This is a genomic window from Streptomyces sp. NPDC059567, assembly GCF_042735655.1.
In the GTDB taxonomy this organism is placed as follows: domain Bacteria; phylum Actinomycetota; class Actinomycetes; order Streptomycetales; family Streptomycetaceae; genus Streptomyces.
The window spans coordinates 1-19,920 of record NZ_JBHWBS010000077.1 but is presented as its reverse complement, the minus strand read 5'-3'; the positions used below and the strand labels follow the sequence as shown (position 1 = coordinate 19,920).

Here is a 19,920-nt window from a genome sequence, read left to right as displayed (position 1 = left end):
CCCCGGGGGTCAGCCCTTCCTCTCCTCCTCGTCCTGTGAGCGCAGGCCCTCCGCCTGGGACGGCGTGGTGCGGGCGGTCAGGGGGTGGCGGTGGTCCCGCTGCAGCGTGTCCATGTCCTCTTCGAGGCGCTCGCCCTCGGCCTGCGAGGGAGTGCTGTAGTTGTACTCGTCGTACTGGCTCACGGCCGCCTCCTGGGTCGGAACGTATGCCTATAGAGGGAGCGTAACCCCGCGCGTGACCCCGGGTGTCATCCCGCGACGACGCGCTGGAGCGTGCGGCCGAGGTGGCGTGCGTAGGCAAGCTGGAGTACGGGGACGAGGGGGCCCGCGAGGCGGGTGTACCAGGCGGCGGGGCGGCTGAAGGCGGTCACCGTGAACCAGACCGAGCCGTCGTCGTGCAGGTCGACGACGAAGGACTCCTCGCCGCTCTCGGGGTGCCCGGTGCGGGTGCCGTAGGCGAATCCGGTGCGGTCCTTCTCGTACGCCGCCCAGATCACCTCGCAGGGGGCGGAGAACCGGACCGGGCCGAGGCCCGTCGAGACCTCGACGAAGACGCCCGGCTCGGCGCGGACCGCCTCGCTGCGGACCCGGGCGCCCGAGGCGCGGTGCATTCGCCAGGTGGTCACGGCGCCGCCGGCGGTCTCGAAGGCCTCGCGGCCCCGCCCTACGCGGACCGTGTGGTGGAGGTGGTGGTAGCCGGCGGGGAGGTGGTCCCGGCCGGTGGCACCGACGTCCCGGTAGTTCAGGGGCGCGGGGGCGGTGGATGTGGCGAGGTCGCGGATCAGGCGGGCCATGATGCGGTCTCCTTCTTCGGGTCGGTCGCCCGCAGGCGACGCCGGGCGAGCAGCGAGCAGAGCGCGAATCCGAGGGCGTTGCCGAGGCCGTGGGTGGCGGCCATCCAGGTCAGGTTCGGGTGGGGGAGGCCGGTCGCCTCGCCGAGTGCCCAGCTCAGGGCGAGCAGCATGGTCGCCACGAGCACCACGGCCGAGACGGCGAGGAGGCCCCGGGTGACGGGGTCGCGGGCGCCGGTGCGCAGCTCCCGCCAGGTCTCCAGGGCGACGGCCCACATGCCGGCGGTGAGGACGAGCGCCCCGGCGAGCTCGGCCCAGTCGTCGACGAAGTAGCCGACCAGCACGAGCAGGGTGCCGAGCGGGACGCTGAGCGCGGCGAAGCGCGTGGCGGGTCCGTCGGACGCACGGCAGACCAGGCCGGCCACCAGGGCGGCCGCGAAGCCGGCGAAGTGGAAGTGGGGCACGGTCAGGGCCAGGATGTCGAGGTCGAAGCCCAGCAGCTCGTGCCCCGCGCGTTCGGCGACCAGGGCGAGGCCCGCGACCGACGGGGTCACCAGTGCGGTGAGCACGGCGATCTCCGAGGGCGCGAGCGCGCGGAGCGACGGGCCGGCCTCCCGCTGGAGGAGCGCCGCGAGCCGGGCCGGGGCGCAGAGCGCCAGCGCGAGGGTGGCCAGTGCGTAGACCGCGGCGAGCGCGGCGGCGGTGGGGGAGCGCGGGAGCCACAGGGCCAGGGCGCCGGGGGCTGCGAGCAGCGGCCAGGCGCGGCGGAGCAGGCGCAGTCCGCGCGGCAGGGGGCCGTCGATCAGCCCCAGGCCCGTCGGGACGATGGCGAACATGCCGAGCATCACGATGAGATCGACCAGCACGGACATGCCGCCCACCCCCTGATTGAACGTGTTCAAACTCTTCGGGGGTGAGCGTAGGGCTTTTCTTGAACGCGTTCAAGTGTGTCTCTCGTGCGCGGCCGGCCGGGCGTCCTCCGGTCGGCCCCGCTCCGCTTGCGGGCGACCGCGCGGTGCGACAGACATGAAGGAATGTCCCGGGGTGGAAAGAGGCGGGAGAACCACGTGCGCTCACCCATACGCCGGCCGCGACGGCCTCACGTCGCCGCACTCGTCGCGCTGGTCTCGGCACTGGTGCTCGGGGGCTGCTCGTCCGACGGCGACCGTGGCGGCGCCGGGACGGCCGCCGCCTCGCAGGACGTCTTCCTCCAGCCGGTCGCCGCGCAGGGCCCCGACCCCTTCACCGCCTCCACGGCGAGGACCGCGGGCCTGCCCGCCCCGAGCACCGCCGCGCCGGACACCTCGACGGCCACGGACCAGGTGATGCGCGAGGTCAGCGGCTCCGCCCCCGGCCTCTACGGCGGCACCCGCTCCGTCGCCAGCTGCGATGTCGAGCAGCAGGCCGCCTTCCTCTCCGCCGACCAGGCCAAGTCCCGTGCCTTCGCGGAGGCCGCGGGCATCCCCGAATCCCGCCTCGCCGTCTGGCTGCGCGGCCTCACCCCCGTCGTCCTGCGTGCCGACACCCGCGTCACCGGCCACGGCTACCGCTACGGAAACGCCACTCCGTTCCAGTCCGTCCTGCAGTCCGGAACGGCGGTGCTCGTCGACCAGTACGGCGCACCCCGGGTCCGCTGCGCCTGCGGAAACCCGCTGCGCTCGCCGGTCGCCGTCCAGGGCGCCACGCGCCGCGGACAGCCCTGGGGCGGCTTCCGTCCCGACCGCGTCGTGGTCATCAGGCCGACCACGACGATCGTCGACAGCCTGGTCATCGTGAACGTCGTCGACAACACCTGGATCGAACGGAAGACGGGCACCGACGGCGAGCGCGACACGCATCCCACCGTCGTCCCGCCCTGCGAGCCCGCCGCCTGCGACCTCACCGGCTCGCCGACCCCGGTACCCTCCCCGTCGGTCCCCGGCACCTCTCCCGCACCCGACCGCAGCGGCTCCGTGAGCCCCGACGGCTCGACCACCCCCGGCCGCTCCACCCCGCCGGAGAGCGAATCCCCGGCCCCGTCCACCACCGACTGCCCGTCCGTGCCGCCCTACGAGAGCCCGACCGGCACCCCGGACACCACGACTCCCGACCCGACCTCCCCGAGCCCGTCGATCCCGCCGGGCTGCCCCACCCCGGCCTGGTCCGAACCGGCCGTCCCGGATTCACCGGTCGAGCCGGCACCCGAGTCCGACCCGCCCTCCTACGAGGACCTTTTCCCGAGCGACACCGGCGCCCAGCAGCCGGAAACCTTCGAGGGATGAGGCGGAGGTCCGCGCCCCGGGCCTCCGCCGTGCGAGCCGCCGGGCCTGCGCCTAGCGTGGCCCCATGAGCGCGGGCACGGGGGGAGGCGAGGCGGCGGACCCATGCCGCTGCGCATCAGGAGCAGGGGGTGTGACGTGCTGCTTCCTCCGTGACTACGGTCGTGCGTTCCGGATGGGGAGCTTCGACTGGGACCTGGTCGCCGGGACGCTGGCCATGGACGAGAGTGCCGTCAGGGTCTTCGACCTCAGGCCCGAGGAGTACGACGGAAACCCGCTCACCCTCGCGCCCCGTGTGATGCCCGACGAAGGACGGCAGCTCGACACGCTGGTCTCCCACGCGCTCAAGGACGGCAGCGAACACTACGGCGCGTACTTCCGCGTCCGGCTCCGGGACGGCAGCCCGCGCTGGACGCACACCGAGGGTCGGATCCAGCGCGACGAGACCGGCCGCCCCGTCCGGATCATCGGCATCATCCGGGATGCCTCGGAGGAGGTGTCCGAGCAGGCCGCCCGGCTCGGCCTCGACGAGGGGCGGCGCAGACGCACCAGCGTCGTGGAGGGCACCACCGCGGCCCTGGCCCATGCCCGGACCGTGCAGGACATCATCGACCTGCTCGGCGCCTCGCACGGCCTCCAGTACTTCGGCGCCACCAGCCTCGTCATGGGACTCCTGGAGGCCGGCCGCATCCATCTGGTCGCCGAGGGGCCCACCGGCGCCTTCGTGCCCGGCACGCGTTTCACCCGGGTGGACGAGCCGTACCCGATGAGCGAGGTGGTCCGGACCCTGCGCCCGCGGTTCATCGAGTCGCCGAAGGACTTCGCCGACTCGTACCCGATCCTCTGGCCGCACATCAGCGGACTCGGCATCACCTCGGCGGCCTATCTCCCGCTGATCGCCCAGGCCCGGCCGATCGGCGCGCTCGGACTGCTCTACAGCGACAAGACCGGTTTCAGCGCCGACGAACGCAATCTGCTGGTGGCGCTCGGCAGCAGCATCGCCCAGAGCCTCCAGCGCGCCATGCTCTACGAGCAGGAACACGACCTCGCCGAGGGGCTCCAGCAGGCGATGCTGCCGCGCCGCATCCCCGACGTGCCCGGCGCCCAGATCGCCGTCCGCTACCGCTCGGCCCGCCTCGGCCGGGACATCGGCGGCGACTGGTACGACGTCATCCCGCTGCCCGGCGGCCGGGTCGGCGCCGTCATCGGAGACGTACAGGGACACGACACCCACGCGGCGGCCGTCATGGGACAGCTGCGGATCGTGCTGCGCGCCTACGCCGCCGAGGGGCACACCCCGGCGACCGTGATGGCCCGGGCCTCCGTCTTCCTCCACGAGCTGGACACCGACCGCTTCGCCACCTGCACGTATGTCGAGGCCGACCTCGCCACCGGCGTCGTCCAGGTGGTGCGCGCCGGGCATGTCGACCCGCTGCTCCAGGACACCGACGGCAGCTGCCGACGGCTGCCGGTGGAAGGCGGGCTACCCCTGGGCCTCTCCGCCGAGTTCGGCCGCCTCGACCACCCCGTGACCACCCTGGAGCTGTCTCCGGGGCAGACCCTGCTGCTGTACACCGACGGGCTGGTGGAGAAGCCGGGCTCCGATCTCGACGAAGGTCTGACATGGCTCTCCTTGCTGGTCAGGCGCGGGCCGCGGGACCTTCAGGAACTGGCCGACCACCTCTGTGAGGTCGTGGACGAGCGGGGCGGCGAGGACGACGTGGCGATCCTGCTGCTGCGTCGCCAGGGTTCGTACTATCCGCAGGCCGGGGGCCGGCTCCAGCAGCACGTGGCACAGAGCGACCCGGAGGCGCTGAGTTCCGCGCGCCACATGATCCGGGCCGCGGTGCGGGCCTGGGGCGCCGGGGAACGCTCGGACGAGATCGAGCTGGTCTCCGACGAACTGATCACCAACGCGCTGATGCACACCGACGGCGGGGCGATCGTGACCCTGCGGATGCTGGGGGGACCGGAACGGCGGCTGCGGGTGGAGGTGGAGGACCGTTCCAGCGCGCTGCCGCGACGGAGAGAGGCGGGCGAGTCGGGCGTCTCGGGGCGGGGTCTGATGCTCGTCGACCGGATCTCGGACGTCTGGGGCGTCGAGTCGCGTGGCAGCGGCAAGTGCGTCTGGTGCGAATTCATTGTTAACCCTGCGTACATAGATCGTACTTGACCGTAACCGACCGTACGCGATTGACTGCGATCCCCTGCCACCCTCTGAGGACATGTGATCACTTGAGCAGTGAGCTTCTGGCCCCTCTTGATCTGGCGTTCTGGCACCTCGAATCCACCGACCACCCCATGCACCTGGGCGCCCTCGCCCACTTCGGCCCGCTCCCCGCCCACGGCGATCCGTCCACCGTCCTGGACCTGCTCGCGAGCCGCGCCGCCGCGATCCCCCGGCTGCGCATGAAGGTCCGCGACGTCCTGCTGCCCGTCGGGGGCGCCGCCTGGACCACGGACAAGCAGTTCGACGTACGACGTCACGTGCGGGAGATCGCGCTGCCCGGCGCCGACTTCGCCGCCGAAGCCGCCCGGCTCGCGGGCGAGCTCATGGAGCGGCAGGTCGAACGCGGACTGCCGCCCTGGGAGATGTACCTGCTCACCGGCGCCCCGGACGGCTCGTTCGCCGTCCTCGTCAAACTGCACCACGCCCTCGCCGACGGCATGAGGGCGGTCGCCATCGGAGCCGGGATCTTCGACGAGATCGCCGCCACCCGCGGGCACGGCGGGCGCCGCGCCCGCGCGGTACCCCCGCGTTCCTGGCTCCCCGGCCCCGGCCGGATCATGGGCGCAGCCCGGGAACGCATCGAGGACATCGGCCGGGCCGTCGAGGTCGGCGCCTCCGTGGTCGGCCACTCCTTCCTCCGGGCCGGCCAGATCGACGTCCGGGCCCCCTCCGCGCTCGCCGCCCACTCCAGCGGAACCCGCCGCGTCGCCACCGCCGTCCTGGACCTGGAACGCGTCCACCAGGTGCGCCGCGCCACCGGCGGCACCGCCAACGACGTCCTCCTCGCCGTCGTCGCCGGAGCCCTGCGCCGCTGGCTCGACGGACGCGGCGAACCGCTCCCCGCCGCCGATCCGCGCGCCCTCGTCCCCGTCTCCCGCCGCCGCCCCGGCTCACCCGCAGGCAACGGCAACAGCCTCTCCGCCTACCTCCTCACCCTCCCCGTCACCGAAGCCGACCCCGCGACCCGGCTGGCGTCCGTACGGCGGGCCATGGACCGCAACAAGGCCGACGGGCCGCTGCGCGGTGCCGGAGCCGTCGCCGTACTCGCCGACCAACTTCCCTCGCTCGCCCACCGCTTCGGCGCGCCGCTGGCCTCCGGAGCCGCCCGGCTCCTCTTCGACGTCCTGGTCACCAACGTTCCGCTGCCCCGCTCGGCCCTCTCCCTCGGCGGCGCCCCGCTGCGCGAGCTCTTCCCGATGGCCCCGCTCGCCCGGGGCCAGTCGCTCGCCGTCGCCATGTCCCCGTACGCCGGCCGGGTCCACGTCGGCCTGGTCGCCGACGGCAAGGCCGTCCCCGACATCGAGGCCCTGGCCGCCGCCCTCGGTGACGAACTCGACCTGCTCGAAGACCTCGGCGGTGTCTGAGCGCGCGTCCTGACGGCCCGTGCGGGAAGGTGGAGTCATGCCGGAACTGCCCGAGGTGGAAGCGCTGCGCGAGTTCCTCGACGAGCATCTGGTGGGCAAGGAGATCGCCCGCGTGCTGCCCGTCGCGATCAGCGTGCTGAAGACCTACGACCCACCCCTCGGCGCCGTCGAGGGCGCCACCGTCACCGGAGTCGCCCGGCACGGCAAGTTCCTGGACATCACCACCGACGGCGAGGCGGGCGAGCTCCATCTCCTCGTCCACCTCGCCCGCGCGGGCTGGCTCCAATGGAAGGACCCCCTGCCCTCGGGGCCGCCGCGCCCCGGCAGAGGACCGCTCGCCCTGCGGACCGCGCTGACCGAGGGCGACGGCTTCGACCTCACCGAGGCCGGCACCACCAAGCGGCTCGCCGTCCACCTCGTCCACGACCCGCGGGACGTGCCGGGCGTCGCCCGCCTCGGCCCCGATCCGCTCGCGGACGACTTCGACCTCGCCGCCTTCACCGCCCTGCTCGGCGCGGAACGGCGCCAGATCAAGGGCGCCCTGCGGGACCAGAGCCTGATCGCCGGCATCGGCAACGCGTACAGCGACGAGATCCTGCACGTGGCGAAGATGTCCCCCTTCAAACCCACCCAGAACCTCACCGAGGAGGAGACCGCCGGCCTCTACGAGGCGATCCGCACCACCCTGAGCGAGGCCGTCGAGCGCTCCCACGGACTGGCCGCGGGCAAGCTGAAGGCGGAGAAGAAGAGCGGCCTGCGCGTCCACGGCCGCACCGGCGAGACATGCCCGGTCTGCGGCGACACCATCCGCGAGGTGTCCTTCAGCGACTCGTCCCTCCAGTACTGCCCCACCTGCCAGACCGACGGCAAGCCGCTCGCCGACCGCCGGATGTCGAAGCTGCTCAAGTAGCCGCCCGAGCTCGGAAAGCCGCTCGCGGCCGCTCGCATAGACTCCGCCGCATGGTGCGCGTACTGGCCGTCGACGACGAAGAGCCGGCCCTCGGCGAGCTGCTCTACCTCCTGCGTGCCGACCCGCGGGTCCGCAGCGCCGAGGGCGCCACCGACGCGACCGAGGCGCTGCGCAGGATCGGCCGGGCCCTCGACGCCGGGCCGGACGGCGACGACGCCATCGACGTCGTCTTCCTCGACATCCACATGGCCGGCCTCACCGGCCTCGACCTCGCCCGGCTGCTCGCCGGCTTCGCCCGGCCCCCGCTGATCGTCTTCGTCACCGCCCACGAGGGCTTCGCCGTCCAGGCCTTCGACCTCAAGGCCGTGGACTACGTCCTGAAGCCGGTACGCCGCGAGCGGCTCGCCGAGGCCGTCCGCCGGGTCCGCGAGCTGGTCCACGCCTCCGCCGCACCCGCGGCCCCGCTCACGGCTCCCGAGCAGATACCGGTCGAACTGGGCGGGGTCACCCGCTTCGTGACCGTCGACGACATCGCGTACGTCGAGGCCCAGGGCGACTACGCCCGCCTGCACACCGACGAGGGCAGCCACCTCGTCCGCATCCCGCTGTCCACGCTGGAGGAACGGTGGGCCGATCGCGGCTTCGTCCGCATCCACCGCAGCCACCTCGTCGCTCTCGGCCGCATCGACGAACTCCGGCTCGACGGCGGCGCCACCTCCGTCCGGGTCGGCAGCACCGAGCTGGCCGTCAGCCGCCGCCACTCCCGCCAGCTGCGGGACCTCCTCATGCGCCGAGCGGGCGGCTGACGACCGCGGGGACGTTCCCCGGAAGCCGGCCCGACGCCTCTACCCCGCGTCATCACCGCTGCGTAGACTCCGTTCACTCCCAGCCCCTGCGAGGTCGACAGATGACGGAGCGGACACCGACGTCCGAGCAGCCACCGCCGCGCCGGCCCCGGCGCGAGACCGTCACGCGCGCCTCCGCCCTCCGCGACCGTGCCGGCGGCCCGCCCGCGCGGTACCCGCACGGTCGTCCGCCCGCCCATCCCCCCGCCCGCTCCGAGATCAGCGAGCAGACCACCCTGGGCCACACCTATGTGCGCTCCCTGATGCGGAGCCAGCTCAAGGCCGCCCTCACCGCCCTCGGCGCCCTCGTCCTCCTCGTCGGTCCACTGCCACTGCTCCTCGCGCTCCCGGCGCCCGAGGCCGTCGTCTGGGCCGCCCTCGGCGTCGGCGTCTACCCGGTCATCTGGGCCGTCGCCCGCTGGTACGTCCGCCGCGCCGAACGCAACGAACGCGACTTCACCGGCCTCGTCGAGGGCCGCTGACCGCGGGGGCCGGACATGAACCACACCTACGCGGTGGCCGCCGTCACCGTCGTCGTCCTGGCGACCGTGCTCATCGGCGCCCTCGGCCTGCGGATATCCCGCACCACCTCCGACTTCTACGTCGCCTCCCGCACCGTCCGCCCCGGGCTCAACGCCGCCGCCATCAGCGGCGAGTACCTCTCCGCCGCCTCCTTCCTCGGCATCGCGGGTCTCGTCCTCGTCCAGGGCCCGGACATGCTCTGGTACCCCGTCGGCTACACCGCCGGCTATCTGGTCCTGCTCGTCCTGGTCGCCGCCCCGCTGCGCCGCTCGGGGGCGTACACCCTCTCCGACTTCGCCGAGGCCCGGCTCGAGTCCCCGCCCGCGCGCCGGCTCGCCAGCCTCTTCGTCGTCGGCATCGGCTGGCTCTACCTCCTCCCGCAGCTCCAGGGCGCCGGGCTCACCCTGGAGATCCTCACCGGAGCGCCCGACTGGGTCGGCGGACTGCTCGTCGCCCTCGCCGTCACCGGGATCGTCGCCGCGGGCGGGATGCGCAGCATCACCTTCGTCCAGGCCTTCCAGTACTGGCTCAAGCTCACCGCCCTGCTGGTGCCCGCCCTCTTCCTCGCCGCCGCCTGGTTCGGCGACGACGCACCCCGCGTCCGCTTCGACGCCCCCGCGGTCTTCCGCGAGCACACCGTCGTGCGCGTCGCCGACACCGTACGGATCGATGTCGACGCCCCGCTCACGCTCACCGTCACCGGCCGCGTCGACGACACCGCGTACGAGCGGCGGACCCTCACCCTCGACAAGGGCGCCCACCGCGTCGAGGGCGGCACCGAACTCGCCTTTCCCGCGGGCGCGCCCGTCCCCGCGCGGGCCTCCACCGGCGCCGACCCCCTCGGCTGGTCCCAACCGCTGGCCGGCGGGCGCGACGGCCATCAGCTCTACGCCACGTACGGACTGATCCTCGCCACCTTCCTCGGCACCATGGGCCTGCCCCATGTCGCCGTCCGCTTCTACACGAGCCCCCACGGTCGCGCCGCGCGGCGCACCACCCTCGTCGTCCTCGGCCTGGTCGGCGTCTTCTATCTGCTGCCGCCGGTGTACGGGGCGCTCGGCCGGATCTACGCCCCCGAACTGGCCCTGACCGGAGCCGCCGACGCCGCCGTGCTCGTCCTGCCGGACCGGATGCTCGGCGGAGTGCTCGGCGATCTGCTGGGTGCGCTGCTCGCCGGCGGGGCCTTCGCCGCGTTCCTCTCCACCGCTTCGGGGCTCACGATGTCGGTCGCCGGAGTCCTCACCCAGGACGTGCTCCCGTCCCGTGGGGTACGGCACTTCCGGCTCGCGACCCTGCTCGCCACCGCCGTCCCGCTGGCCGTCGGGGTCCTCGCCTCGAAGGTCCCGGTCGCGGACGCAGTCGGCCTCGCCTTCGCCGTCTCCGCCTCGTCCTTCTGCCCGCTGCTCGTCCTCGGGATCTGGTGGCGGCGGCTCACCCCGCCGGGCGCCATGGCCGGACTGCTGCTGGGCGGCGGCTCCGCGCTCGCGGCGGTGATGGCGACCCGCGCCGGACTGCCCGAAGAGGGCTGGCCGCACACGCTGATGGCGTGGCCGGCGGTCTGGTCGGTGCCGCTGGGCTTCCTCACGATGATCCTGGTGTCGCTGGCCACCCCACGCCACATCCCGCCCGGCACCCCGGCCCTGCTCGCCCGGCTGCACCTGCCGGAGGAGTTCACGGGGCGTACGGTCCCGAGGGACGAGATTCCCGAGGCCGAGCTCCGGGCGGACTCCGAGCTCCGGGAGGACTCCGGGCACGGGGCGAAACCCCCGCGTGGGGCTGCATCCGAGCTTCGGGCTGAATCCACGCGCGGAACGGCGTCCGGGCGCGGGACGGAAGCCGACCGGGGGCAGGAAGCCCTGCGCCGGACGGATTCCGGGCCCGGGGAGGGCTCCGTTTCCCGGGTCGACGCCCCGTGTCGCGGGGCCGAGGAGCGGTCGGGAGGGCGCGAGCGATGACCCCGATCGTGTATGCCGCGGCCGGCGCGGCCGGGGCCGTGCTGCTGGCGGTCGGATTCGTCCTCGGCCGGCTCGCCGCCCGCCGCGGCGCCGCCGACCTCGACCTCGGCACGCCCGTCGAACGGGCCACTTTCCACACCCTGCACGCCGCCTCACTCGCCGCGCCGCCCCTGCGCGGCGGACTCACCGAGGACACCGCGCGCAAGGCCGTCCGGCGACTGCGCTCACTCCTCGGGACGGAGGCGCTCTGTCTGACCGACCGGTCCGCCGTCCTCGCCTGGGACGGGCCCGGCGAGGGGCACCACCGCGAGCACGTGATGGACCAGGTCGCCGGGATCCTCGACTCGGGGCGCAGCAGATCGGAGCACACCGGCTGCGCCGATGTCGCCTGCCCGCTGCGCTGGGCGGTGATCGCCCCGCTCACCGGCGAGGACGGCGTGCTCGGCGCGCTCGTCGCCTATGGCTCGCGGGAGTCGGCCGTGCTCGTGCGGGCCGCGACGGAGGTCGCCCGCTGGGTCTCCGTACAGCTGGAACTGGCCGAGCTGGACCGCTCACGGACCAGGATCGTGGAGGCGGAGATCCGCGCCCTGCGGGCCCAGATCTCGCCGCACTTCATCTTCAACTCCCTCGCCGCCATCGCCTCGTTCGTCCGCACCGACCCCGAGCGCGCGCGGGAGCTGCTGCTCGAGTTCGCTGACTTCACCCGGTACTCCTTCCGCCGGCACGGGGAGTTCGCCCAGCTCGCCGACGAACTGCGTGCCATCGAGCAGTACTTGGCGCTCGCCGGGGCCCGCTTCGGTGACCGCCTCAAGGTGACGCTCCAGATCGCGCCCGAGGTGCTGCCGGTCACCCTGCCGTTCCTCTGCCTCCAGCCGCTGGTGGAGAACGCCGTCAAGCACGGCCTCGAGGACAGCGTGAACGTCTGCCGGGTGACGATCTCCGCCCGGGACGCGGGGGCGGAGGCCGTGGTCGTGATCGAGGACGACGGCGTGGGCATGGATCCGGCCGTCCTGGGTGCGGTCCTGCTCGGGGAACGGCCCACCGGCTCCGGGATCGGCCTGTCCAACGTCGACGAGCGACTGCGCCAGGTGTACGGGGCGGAGCACGGCCTCGTCATCGAGACCGGGGTCGACGCGGGGATGAAGGTGACGGTACGGATCCCCAAGTACCGCTCCGGGGTGCACCGTACGACTCCTCAGCCGCCCGCGCCGTAGAGGTGCAGGGCCAGATGGCCCAGCGGGAGACCCAACTTCCAGGCGGGAAGCCACACTTGCTCCGACTCGTCGACCGGTGCGAAGGCCCCGGCCGAGGTCAGCCCGCCCAGATCGGCCGCGCGGATCTGCGTCGCCTCCAGCAGGCGCCAGGTCTCCCTGGCCATGGCGAGGTCGGGGCCCTCGTCGCCCGCGCGGCTCCGCGCGGCGAGCCGCTCGCGGACCCACTGCGGCCAGGGGTGGTCATAGGAGGTCCGGGACAGCCACTCGTCGATGAGGCCCGCGGACCACGACCCGGAGGAGGCGTCCGCCTCGGCGCAGAGATGGATGGTGAGGGCCAGCGCCTGCCGGCCGGCCCGGTACTCCAGGGTGCCGGGCTCGACCAGGCACCCTGTGCGCAGCAGATCGTCCGCGGTGAACTCGGCACACAACCAGGCCATCGGGACGGCGAGTCCGCCTCCGCTGGTGCCGTTCGTACTCTCGGGCAGCAACGCTCCCACCTTCTCCCGGACGTGTCGGTCGGCGACCCCGAACACGAGCCTCCACCGAGGAAGACGCGTGTGGGTCGCTCTTTGCTCAACTCGCCCGTGTGGTTTCGGATACGTTTCTCCGCCGGATCGGTGCCGGTGGGAAACGTGGGGACACGGGAGACGTCCGGGGAGGGTGTGGCGGTCGCGCGCGGGGGGTGGGGGCGGGACCGGCCTCAGCCGAGCAGCGCGTACACCGCCGTCGCGTGGGCGGCCGTCTCGTCCGAGCCCTTCGCCGTCATCGTGATGTCGGCGAACGCCATACGCTTGCCCGCCTTGGTGAGCCGCGCCCGCACCAGGACGTCCGCGGCGACGACCGCACGCTGGAAGCTGATGGACTGCTGCACCGTCGTCATCGGTACGAAGCCGCCGCGTGCCGCCGCGACCGCGATCACGGTCGCCGTGTCGGCGGCGGCCATCAGCGCCTGACCGGAGAGGCCGCCGCCCTCCCGGGCGAGCCGATCGGACCAGGGGAGACGGAGGACCGCCTCCTGCCCGTCGAGCGAGACCACCGAGAGCCCCAGATCGAGCACCCAGGGGGCGAAGTTGTCGGCGAGGACCTTTTCCGCGGCGGCGAGAGTCAGCGTCACGCGGTCATTGTGCGGCCCTGGCCCGCGCGCGGGCAACGGTGCGGCGTCCCGTCCGGTAGCCCGGCAGGCAGTGCCCGAGCTGCCGCAGCGCGTAGTGCGAGCGGGACTTGACGGTCCCGGCCGGGATGCCCAGATCGGCGGCGGCCTCGTTGACGGTCAGGCCGTGGAAGTAGAGCCGGACCAGGACCGCGCGGTGTTCGGGGCTCAGGCCCCGCACCGCCGCCCGGACGTCCACCGCGGCGACCGCGGACTCCGTGGCGTCGGCCGGGTCGGGCGTGGCGGCGAGCATCCCGTCGCCGATCTCGGTGGGCCGGGCGAGCCGGGAGCGCCGGGCGTCGATGGCCAGGCGCCGGGCCACCGTGAAGAGCCAGGGGCGCATCGACTCGTAGGGTCCGTCGAACGCCTCCGGGTGCAGCCAGGCGCGGACCAGCGTCTCCTGCACCAGGTCCTCCGCGCGCTGCCGGTCGCCGTAGGTCAGGCCGAGCAGGAAGCCGAGCAGGGCCTGACCGTGGTCACGCTGCAGCTCCGCGAGGGCCCGCTCGTCCGTCGTCGCCGTTGTCATGCTCCACACCTCTCCTGCCGGCTCGTCGTCCCGGGGCGTATACGAACGCATGTGGGCGGCAAGGGACAGGGAACGCGCACCTGTCTGCGACGAGCGGTCGCACCAAGCGGCGAATGGTGCGGTGAACGGTCAAGCGAAGGCCCTTCGTCCGTTTCGGCAGGGTTTGGCGTTCGCTGCGGCTTTGACTCTTGACTGCGGCTTCTATGCCCTGTGAATTCGTCTGTAGAGATGTTCATAGGACTAATTGGGCGGAGTCGGCAGATGACCCAGCGCACGAGACAGGGGGCGGTGGCCTTCGCCGCCGTTCTGCTGACAGCGGCCACCGGCTGTGCCGGTGGCGCCCGCACCTCACACGGCCCACCCGCGGGGCAGGACCCGGCGAGCCCCGCCTCCCCCTCGGCGGTCGGCGGCGCGCCCTCCGCCCGGACCGGTTTCACGCTCGTCGCCTCCGGTGACGTCCTGCCGCACGAGTCGGTCATCCGCCGTGCGGCCATGGACGCGAACGGCCAGGGGTACGACTTCCGGCCCATGCTGTCCGGCGTGAAGAGCGTGGTGGCCGGGGCCGACCTGGCGATCTGCCACATGGAGACCGTGTACGGCCCGGAGGGCGGGCCGTACACCGGCTACCCCGCCTTCAAGTCGCCGCCCGAGGTCGCCCCCGCCCTCGAGGAGACCGGGTACGACTCCTGCTCCACCGCCTCCAACCACACCCTGGACGACGGCCCCGCCGGCCTGCGTCGCACGCTCGACGTCCTCGACAAGGCGGGTGTCCGGCATGCGGGATCGGCCCGCACCGCCGAGGAGGCGGCCCGCCCCACGCTGCTGAGGGCGGGGCCGGCGACCGTTGCCCAACTCGCGTACACGTACGGCACCAATGGCTTCCCGCTGCCCGAGGGGCAGCCCTGGGCGGTCAATCTGATCGACGAGAAGAAGATCATCGCCGACGCGCGGGCGGCCCGTGAGGCCGGCGCCGATGTCGTCGTGGTCAGCGTCCACTGGGGAACCGAGTGGCAGACGGCGCCCGACGAGCGCCAGCTCACCCTCGGCCGCGCGCTCACGGCCTCACGGACCGGCGGCAGACCTGACATCGACCTGATCCTCGGCACCCACGCCCATGTCCCCCAGGCCTACGAGAAGGTCAACGGCACCTGGATCGTCTACGGCATGGGCGATCAGATCGCCGGCGACATGGTCAACTACGAGGGCGCCTTCGACCCGCGCGGGAACCAGGGGACGCTCGGGCGCTTCACCTTCACTCCGCCCGCGGTTCCCGGTGCGCGCTGGGAGGTCACCAAGGCCGAGTTCCTCCCGCAGTGGTTCGACACCGGCCGCGGTCGGGTGATCAACCTCAACGCCGCCATCAGGAAGGGCGAACCCCTCACCGCCGTACGCGACGCGATCCGTGACGTCGTCCTGGGGCGGGGCGCGGCCAAGGACGGTCTGGCGATGGGGGAGTAGAGGGAGTGCCGTCCCTCCGGGGGGTGTGCGCCCATCGAGTGTTTTCGGGCGGGCCGTCGGTGTGGGTGAGGGGCGGCGGCGTTCGGCCGTGCGAGCTATTAGTCATGAAAAAGGATCAGATGCCCACCGGGCGGCGGACCGTGCTGCGCATCGCCGCCGCCCTCGGGGCCACAGCCACGGTCGGAGTACTCACGGCGGATCGTTTCGGCGCGCCGCCGGGCGCGCCGCCGAGCGGCCGTCCGGACGTGGCCGGAGGGCCCGCCCCCGGCCACGGACCCGCGGCGGGCGCGCCCGCGAGCGCCCGGCTCAAGCCCTCCGCGTACCGGCTCCAGCCGATGACGGCCGACGCGCCCCCGGCCTTCCGCAAGGCGCTGCCCCCGGTCCGGCAGCGGCCGTTCCTGAGGATGTCCGGCGTGGGCCGATCGATGGTGCTCACCTTCGACGACGGGCCCGACCCCCGCTACACCCCGGAGATCCTCGCCACCCTGCGCCGCTACGGCTGCCGGGCGATGTTCTTCGTCTGCGGCGAGATGGTCGCCGAGAACCAGGACCTGGTACGGGAGATGGCCGCGGACGGGCACGTGGTCGGGAACCACTCGTGGTCCCACCCGCTGATCCCCAAGCTGCGTCCCTCGCGCATCCGGGACGAGCTGGGCTCCACCAGCGAAATCGTCGAGAAGATCCTCGGCTCGGCCCCGCTCTGGTACCGCGCCCCGTTCGGGGCATGGAACCGGCACTCCTTCGAGATCGGCGCCGAGCTGGGCATGGAGCCGCTCGCCTGGACCGTCGACACCCTCGACTGGAAGGAACCGGGCACCGACAGCATCGTGCGCCGCGTCCTGGACGGAGCGGCGCCCGGTGTCGTCGTCCTCTCGCACGACGCGGGCGGGAACCGCTCGCAGAGCGTGGCCGCGCTGAGGCGGTATCTGCCCGAGCTGCTCGACGCCGGCTACAGCATGACCGTGCCCCGGCGCTGAGTCCGTACGGCGAAGGCCCCCGGCGCGGAGCGGCGCCGGGGGCCTTCGTGTGGACGTGCCGGCGCCTCAGGTGGAGCCGATCATGCGCGCGTAGACGACCACGTTGCCCTGGTAGCCCTGCGCCCGCGAGTAGCCGCCGCCACAGGTGATGACCCGGAGTTCGGGCTCCCCGGTGTCGGCGTAGACCTGGACCCCGGGGAAGTTGTTCTTGTCGTACACCTCGATGCCGTAGATCTCGAAGACCGCGACGCGGCCGTCGTACCGCTCCACCTCGATGTGCTGGCCCTTCTCCAGCGACCCGAGGCCGTAGAAGACCGCGGGGCCCGCCGCGTTGTCGACATGGCCGACGATGACCGACGTGCCGCGCTGGCCGGGCGCGATGCCGTTCTGGTACCAGCCGGCCAGGTTGGCGTCCTGCGGGGGCGGCGCCTCGATCCAGCCGGCCGGGTCCAGACCCACGTCCATGATCGGCGCGGCGACCCTGATCGAAGGGATCCTGATGCGCGAGGCCGGGGCGTGGGGCAGCGGCTCCACGCCCGCGGCCATGGGGGGCGGAGCCCCGATCAGGCTCGTGTCGGGAGCCTCGGCCGCCGCGGGCTGCGGCGGGCCGAGCTCGACGTCCACTCCGTTGCGCATCATCGCCAGACCGGACAGCATGACGAGAGCCAGGACGCCCCACGGTGGGCGTCTTCTTCTCGGCTCAAGGACGCTGAAGTCCTTGGGGCTCATGGTTCTCCCTTCGTGGCGTCGTCAGAACGGTAAGGGCGGCGGGCCGGACCGGCGATCAGAGCGGTGCGAACGGGTGGCGTCCCGGTGCCGGGGGACGGAGCGGGGCTCGGAGCCCCTTGGTACCCGAGGGCAGGCCGGGTGACGGGGACGATCACCCATCCGAGTATTCGTCGGACAATCGTCCTGACGGTGTGTGACCTGCGGATCCGTCAGATTCAAGCCCGTTTCCTCGGCGTGTCGCCTCACCGGGGTGGCCCAGTGCCGAAATGCGCAGGTCGCCACTGCTTGTGAGGGTTCGTCATGGAAGGCGTACTCGTCGAATCTCCCGGAGCACCGCTTTGGGGCGTCTTCCACTGGAGGTTCAACCATGCGTGCTGCACGCACTCTGGCGGTGACCGCCACCGCGTTCGCGGCGGTCGGGCTCGCAGCCCCTCTCGCCGCCGCCCACGGACCCGGCAATCTGGCCGTCAGCTCCTACCAGGTCGACCAGGGTGGTGATGGTCGGGGTGGTGACGGTCGGGGTGGTGACGGCGCCAACAGCGTCACCGTCTCTCCGTTCGCCGTCCACCAGGGCGCGACCCTCACGATCACCGTCCGGGGTTGCGCCGGGGGCACGGTCTCGTCCAACGCCTTCCCGACGGTCACCCTCTCCGGCAACGTCAACGGCGTCTCCACCGCCACCGCCCGCATCCACAACAACGCCACGCCCGGCCAGTACAACCTCGCTGTCCAGTGCGGCGGCCGCACGCTCACCCAGACATTCCGTGTGCTGGCCGGTCAGGGCGCGCTGGGCGGCATCGGCGGCTCGCTCGCGCCGAGCTCCGCGGAGATGGCCGTCGGCGGTTCGCTCGTCGCCGCGGCCGCGCTCGGTGGTGGTCTCTTCATCGCCCGGCGCCGCATGAGCAGCGGAAGGGCCTGACCGGCCGAACCTCCCGGTCGGCCGTATACGCCCGTCGCCCCCGAATCCTGATCTCTCAGGACTCGGGGGCGACGGGCTTGTGCGGGTCTTGCCTGTGCGGGTCTTGCTCGTGCGGGTTCCGCGGCTCCGGGTTCGGGTGCCGGCCGGTGGGTGACACCGTTCCCGCCGTCAGTGACGCCGGCCCCGGTCGGGGTTCATCCGGCGCCGCACGACGAAGACGGTTCCGGTGGCCGCGGCGAGGACCAGACCGGCCCCGGCCGCGAGCGTCGCCGTGTCGACGCCCTCGACCGAACCGCCGAGACCGCCCTGGACACCCCGTGGGGTGGTCAGGATGGTCGAGCTGGTGGTCGCGGACGCGGTGGTGCCGCTGATGGTCAGGGTGACGGTGTCCGTGATGCCGCCGGTGCAGTTGAACGCCACCGTGTAGACGGCACCGCGCCGGGCGTCCGTGTCCACCGTGGCGGTGGCCGAGGACCCCGGGGCGATGGTCACCGTGTCGAAGATGCCCGACGACGCCAGTGTCGTACTGCGGCAGCCGGGAGCGGTGAGCGTCACCCGCCCGCCGGGCGCCACCAGGGAGGGCGTCACGACGAAATCGCCCGGTGCCTTCGCTCCGGCGGCATTGGGGTTCGGTGCGGGTGCGCCGTCCGCCGCGGAGGCGACGGGAGCGGCCAGGGCGAGAGTGGCCGCCCCCAGCAGGGCAGTGGACACGGCACGTATCGCGCGCATGGAATCCTCCGGGTCCCCGAGGAGCAGCCGCGGAAGGGGTTTCCGCGCAAGGACAGGGCGTGCACCTCGATACCCGGAACGCTAGAAGCGCATTACCACGACCGCGATCCCAGACGGGCGAATGGGGCATTCATGTCCCCCGTGTGGCCCACTCGTGTCGCGCCCCGCTAGCTCGTGAGGTGCGGGAACAGGTCGGTGAACGGCGCGGCCGTCGCCGAGATCCCGCGCCCGAAGGGCGCGTCGAAATCCCAGATCAGGAACAGCAGGAAGGCGATGAGCGCGCTGAACAGACCGGCGAGGAGCAGTTCACGGCCGGTGCGCCGGATCTGCAGGGTGAAGATCAGGCCGACCGTCACCAGCGCTCCGATGATCAGGCCGAACCAGACCACCCCGGGCATGGTCGCCCCCGCGTTCTGGCCCCGTGCGCCCCGGGTGTCGTCCACCACCGCCACCTGGTCCACGAGCGGCTGGTACGCCTGCCCCTCGTGATCGTCGGCCGGCCGGTAGTCGGTCACGCTCCGGCGCACCTGCTCCAGGAGGCGGGTGCCCTCCTCGCTGAGCTCGCCGTGCTCGGACATGTGGCTCCACTCCTCGTCGACCACGTACGAGACGTACGCGTCGACATCGGCGCGGATCCGGGTACGGACGTCGACCGGGTACACCTCGACCCGGGCCGAGATCTCGTGCAGCGCCTGGGCCTCCTGACGCACGGTCTCCTGCGCCGCGCCGCGCGCCTCCCAGACTCCGGCGATGGCGAGGCCGAGCACGATCGCGTAGATCACGCCGATCATCATCGTCATGTACTCCATGACGTCGGGGGTCTCGCTGGGATCGTCGTCGTCGGGGACCCGGCGGTTGTTGATGACGACGATGGTGAGGACCACCGCGCAGGCGGCGGCCATCGCGATGGTCAGGACAAGCCATTCGGACATGGTGATTCCTTCGGCGGGGCTCAGCGGGAGCGGGGGCGCAGGATCGCGGTCGCGAGCACCGCGGGGGCGGTGACAAGCAGCATCATCGACACGAGCGAGGGACCGCTCCTGGGTTCGGGCCGCGCGGCGCGGCGGTACGCGGGCAGCGCGACGGGGGTCGGGGCCGGTGGGCGCGGGCGCAGCGACGGAGCCGGGGGTGACGGCGCGGGAGGCTTGGGAGCTTCGGGCGCCGGTACGGGCCGCGGAGGGACCGGCGGGGCGGGCCTGGGGGGCTCCTGCCTCGGCGGGGGCGGGGGATCCGCGCGTACGGGCGGGGGCGGCGGCGGGGGCTTTGGCTTCGGTGTCGGTGTCGGTGTCGGTGTCGGCTTGGGCTTGGGCGTCGGTCGCGGCGGCGGGGGAGGGGTCGGGGTG

The 19,920-nt window shown here is 73.0% G+C and carries 20 protein-coding genes; 11 read left to right on the top strand and 9 right to left on the bottom strand.

All coding sequences use genetic code 11. The features are described from left to right. Positions 1-9: 9 nt before the first annotated feature. The 3 genes from ACFVZW_RS27370 to ACFVZW_RS27360 all read right to left on the bottom strand — a co-directional run bounded on the left by ACFVZW_RS27370 (position 10) and on the right by ACFVZW_RS27360 (position 1,663). Positions 10-183 carry a hypothetical protein gene (locus ACFVZW_RS27370; RefSeq protein ID WP_383554501.1) on the bottom strand — a complete coding sequence of 58 codons (174 nt, stop codon included), beginning with the start codon at positions 181-183 and terminating at the stop codon, positions 10-12. Positions 184-248: 65 nt separating this feature from the next. Further along, positions 249-794, bottom strand: coding sequence for a DUF1990 family protein (locus ACFVZW_RS27365; protein WP_384526445.1), 546 nt, complete (start codon positions 792-794; stop codon positions 249-251). Continuing rightward, on the bottom strand, positions 782-1,663 hold the full coding sequence (locus tag ACFVZW_RS27360) for a YndJ family protein (RefSeq protein WP_384526442.1): 882 nt from the start codon (positions 1,661-1,663) through the stop codon (positions 782-784). The genes ACFVZW_RS27365 and ACFVZW_RS27360 overlap by 13 nt, the downstream gene beginning before the upstream one ends. A gap of 195 nt (positions 1,664-1,858) precedes the next feature. On the opposite strand from ACFVZW_RS27360, the gene ACFVZW_RS27355 reads away from it, so the two are divergent. The 8 genes from ACFVZW_RS27355 to ACFVZW_RS27320 all read left to right on the top strand — a co-directional run bounded on the left by ACFVZW_RS27355 (position 1,859) and on the right by ACFVZW_RS27320 (position 12,089). Beyond that, positions 1,859-3,052, top strand: coding sequence for a DUF6777 domain-containing protein (locus tag ACFVZW_RS27355; RefSeq protein ID WP_384526439.1), 1,194 nt, complete (start codon positions 1,859-1,861; stop codon positions 3,050-3,052). 64 nt (positions 3,053-3,116) lie between these two features. After that, positions 3,117-5,222 carry a SpoIIE family protein phosphatase gene (locus tag ACFVZW_RS27350; RefSeq protein WP_384526436.1) on the top strand — a complete coding sequence of 702 codons (2,106 nt, stop codon included), beginning with the start codon at positions 3,117-3,119 and terminating at the stop codon, positions 5,220-5,222. A 62-nt stretch (positions 5,223-5,284) separates the two neighbouring features. Continuing rightward, positions 5,285-6,643, top strand: coding sequence for a wax ester/triacylglycerol synthase family O-acyltransferase (locus tag ACFVZW_RS27345; RefSeq protein WP_384526433.1), 1,359 nt, complete (start codon positions 5,285-5,287; stop codon positions 6,641-6,643). A 37-nt stretch (positions 6,644-6,680) separates the two neighbouring features. Beyond that, positions 6,681-7,553 carry an Fpg/Nei family DNA glycosylase gene (locus ACFVZW_RS27340; RefSeq protein WP_384526430.1) on the top strand — a complete coding sequence of 291 codons (873 nt, stop codon included), beginning with the start codon at positions 6,681-6,683 and terminating at the stop codon, positions 7,551-7,553. Between the two features lie 50 nt (positions 7,554-7,603). Continuing rightward, a complete protein-coding gene (locus ACFVZW_RS27335; protein WP_384526427.1) occupies positions 7,604-8,359 on the top strand; it encodes a LytR/AlgR family response regulator transcription factor in 756 nt (251 codons plus the stop codon). Positions 8,360-8,460: 101 nt separating this feature from the next. Next, positions 8,461-8,880, top strand: a complete 420-nt coding sequence (locus ACFVZW_RS27330; protein ID WP_384526425.1) for a hypothetical protein — start codon at positions 8,461-8,463, stop codon at positions 8,878-8,880. A gap of 15 nt (positions 8,881-8,895) precedes the next feature. After that, positions 8,896-10,875: a cation acetate symporter gene (locus tag ACFVZW_RS27325; RefSeq protein ID WP_384526422.1), complete on the top strand. Its 1,980-nt coding sequence runs from the start codon at positions 8,896-8,898 to the stop codon at positions 10,873-10,875. Then, positions 10,872-12,089: a sensor histidine kinase gene (locus tag ACFVZW_RS27320; RefSeq protein ID WP_384526419.1), complete on the top strand. Its 1,218-nt coding sequence runs from the start codon at positions 10,872-10,874 to the stop codon at positions 12,087-12,089. Before ACFVZW_RS27325 ends, ACFVZW_RS27320 begins: the two co-directional genes overlap by 4 nt. On the opposite strand, the gene ACFVZW_RS27315 is transcribed toward ACFVZW_RS27320, so the two are convergent. The 3 genes from ACFVZW_RS27315 to ACFVZW_RS27305 form a co-directional block, all read right to left on the bottom strand. Next, positions 12,071-12,577, bottom strand: coding sequence for a hypothetical protein (locus tag ACFVZW_RS27315; RefSeq protein WP_384526416.1), 507 nt, complete (start codon positions 12,575-12,577; stop codon positions 12,071-12,073). The genes ACFVZW_RS27320 and ACFVZW_RS27315 overlap by 19 nt on opposite strands. A gap of 212 nt (positions 12,578-12,789) precedes the next feature. Then, positions 12,790-13,203, bottom strand: coding sequence for a PaaI family thioesterase (locus ACFVZW_RS27310; protein ID WP_384526412.1), 414 nt, complete (start codon positions 13,201-13,203; stop codon positions 12,790-12,792). 4 nt (positions 13,204-13,207) lie between these two features. Continuing rightward, positions 13,208-13,765, bottom strand: coding sequence for a sigma-70 family RNA polymerase sigma factor (locus ACFVZW_RS27305; protein WP_384526409.1), 558 nt, complete (start codon positions 13,763-13,765; stop codon positions 13,208-13,210). Between the two features lie 261 nt (positions 13,766-14,026). Between ACFVZW_RS27305 and ACFVZW_RS27300 the strand changes: the two genes are divergently transcribed. Together ACFVZW_RS27300 and ACFVZW_RS27295 are read left to right on the top strand one after the other, a co-directional pair. Then, a complete protein-coding gene (locus tag ACFVZW_RS27300; RefSeq protein WP_384526406.1) occupies positions 14,027-15,223 on the top strand; it encodes a CapA family protein in 1,197 nt (398 codons plus the stop codon). A 119-nt stretch (positions 15,224-15,342) separates the two neighbouring features. Then, positions 15,343-16,200 (top strand): polysaccharide deacetylase family protein, encoded by an 858-nt coding sequence (locus tag ACFVZW_RS27295; protein WP_384526403.1) that lies wholly within the window; start codon positions 15,343-15,345, stop codon positions 16,198-16,200. A gap of 66 nt (positions 16,201-16,266) precedes the next feature. Here the strand turns inward: ACFVZW_RS27295 and ACFVZW_RS27290 are convergent, their stop codons facing one another. Beyond that, positions 16,267-16,929 carry a class F sortase gene (locus ACFVZW_RS27290; RefSeq protein ID WP_384526400.1) on the bottom strand — a complete coding sequence of 221 codons (663 nt, stop codon included), beginning with the start codon at positions 16,927-16,929 and terminating at the stop codon, positions 16,267-16,269. A 367-nt stretch (positions 16,930-17,296) separates the two neighbouring features. Here ACFVZW_RS27290 and ACFVZW_RS27285 point away from each other — a divergent pair, with 367 nt between their 5' ends. Then, positions 17,297-17,848 (top strand): hypothetical protein, encoded by a 552-nt coding sequence (locus ACFVZW_RS27285; protein WP_383559282.1) that lies wholly within the window; start codon positions 17,297-17,299, stop codon positions 17,846-17,848. Between the two features lie 168 nt (positions 17,849-18,016). Here ACFVZW_RS27285 and ACFVZW_RS27280 read toward each other — a convergent pair whose 3' ends face one another. Together ACFVZW_RS27280 and ACFVZW_RS27275 are read right to left on the bottom strand one after the other, a co-directional pair. Then, positions 18,017-18,577: a hypothetical protein gene (locus ACFVZW_RS27280; RefSeq protein WP_384526396.1), complete on the bottom strand. Its 561-nt coding sequence runs from the start codon at positions 18,575-18,577 to the stop codon at positions 18,017-18,019. A gap of 167 nt (positions 18,578-18,744) precedes the next feature. Continuing rightward, complete coding sequence (locus ACFVZW_RS27275) at positions 18,745-19,509, bottom strand: DUF4239 domain-containing protein (protein ID WP_383559279.1); 765 nt, start codon at positions 19,507-19,509, stop codon at positions 18,745-18,747. Positions 19,510-19,920: the final 411 nt, after the last annotated feature.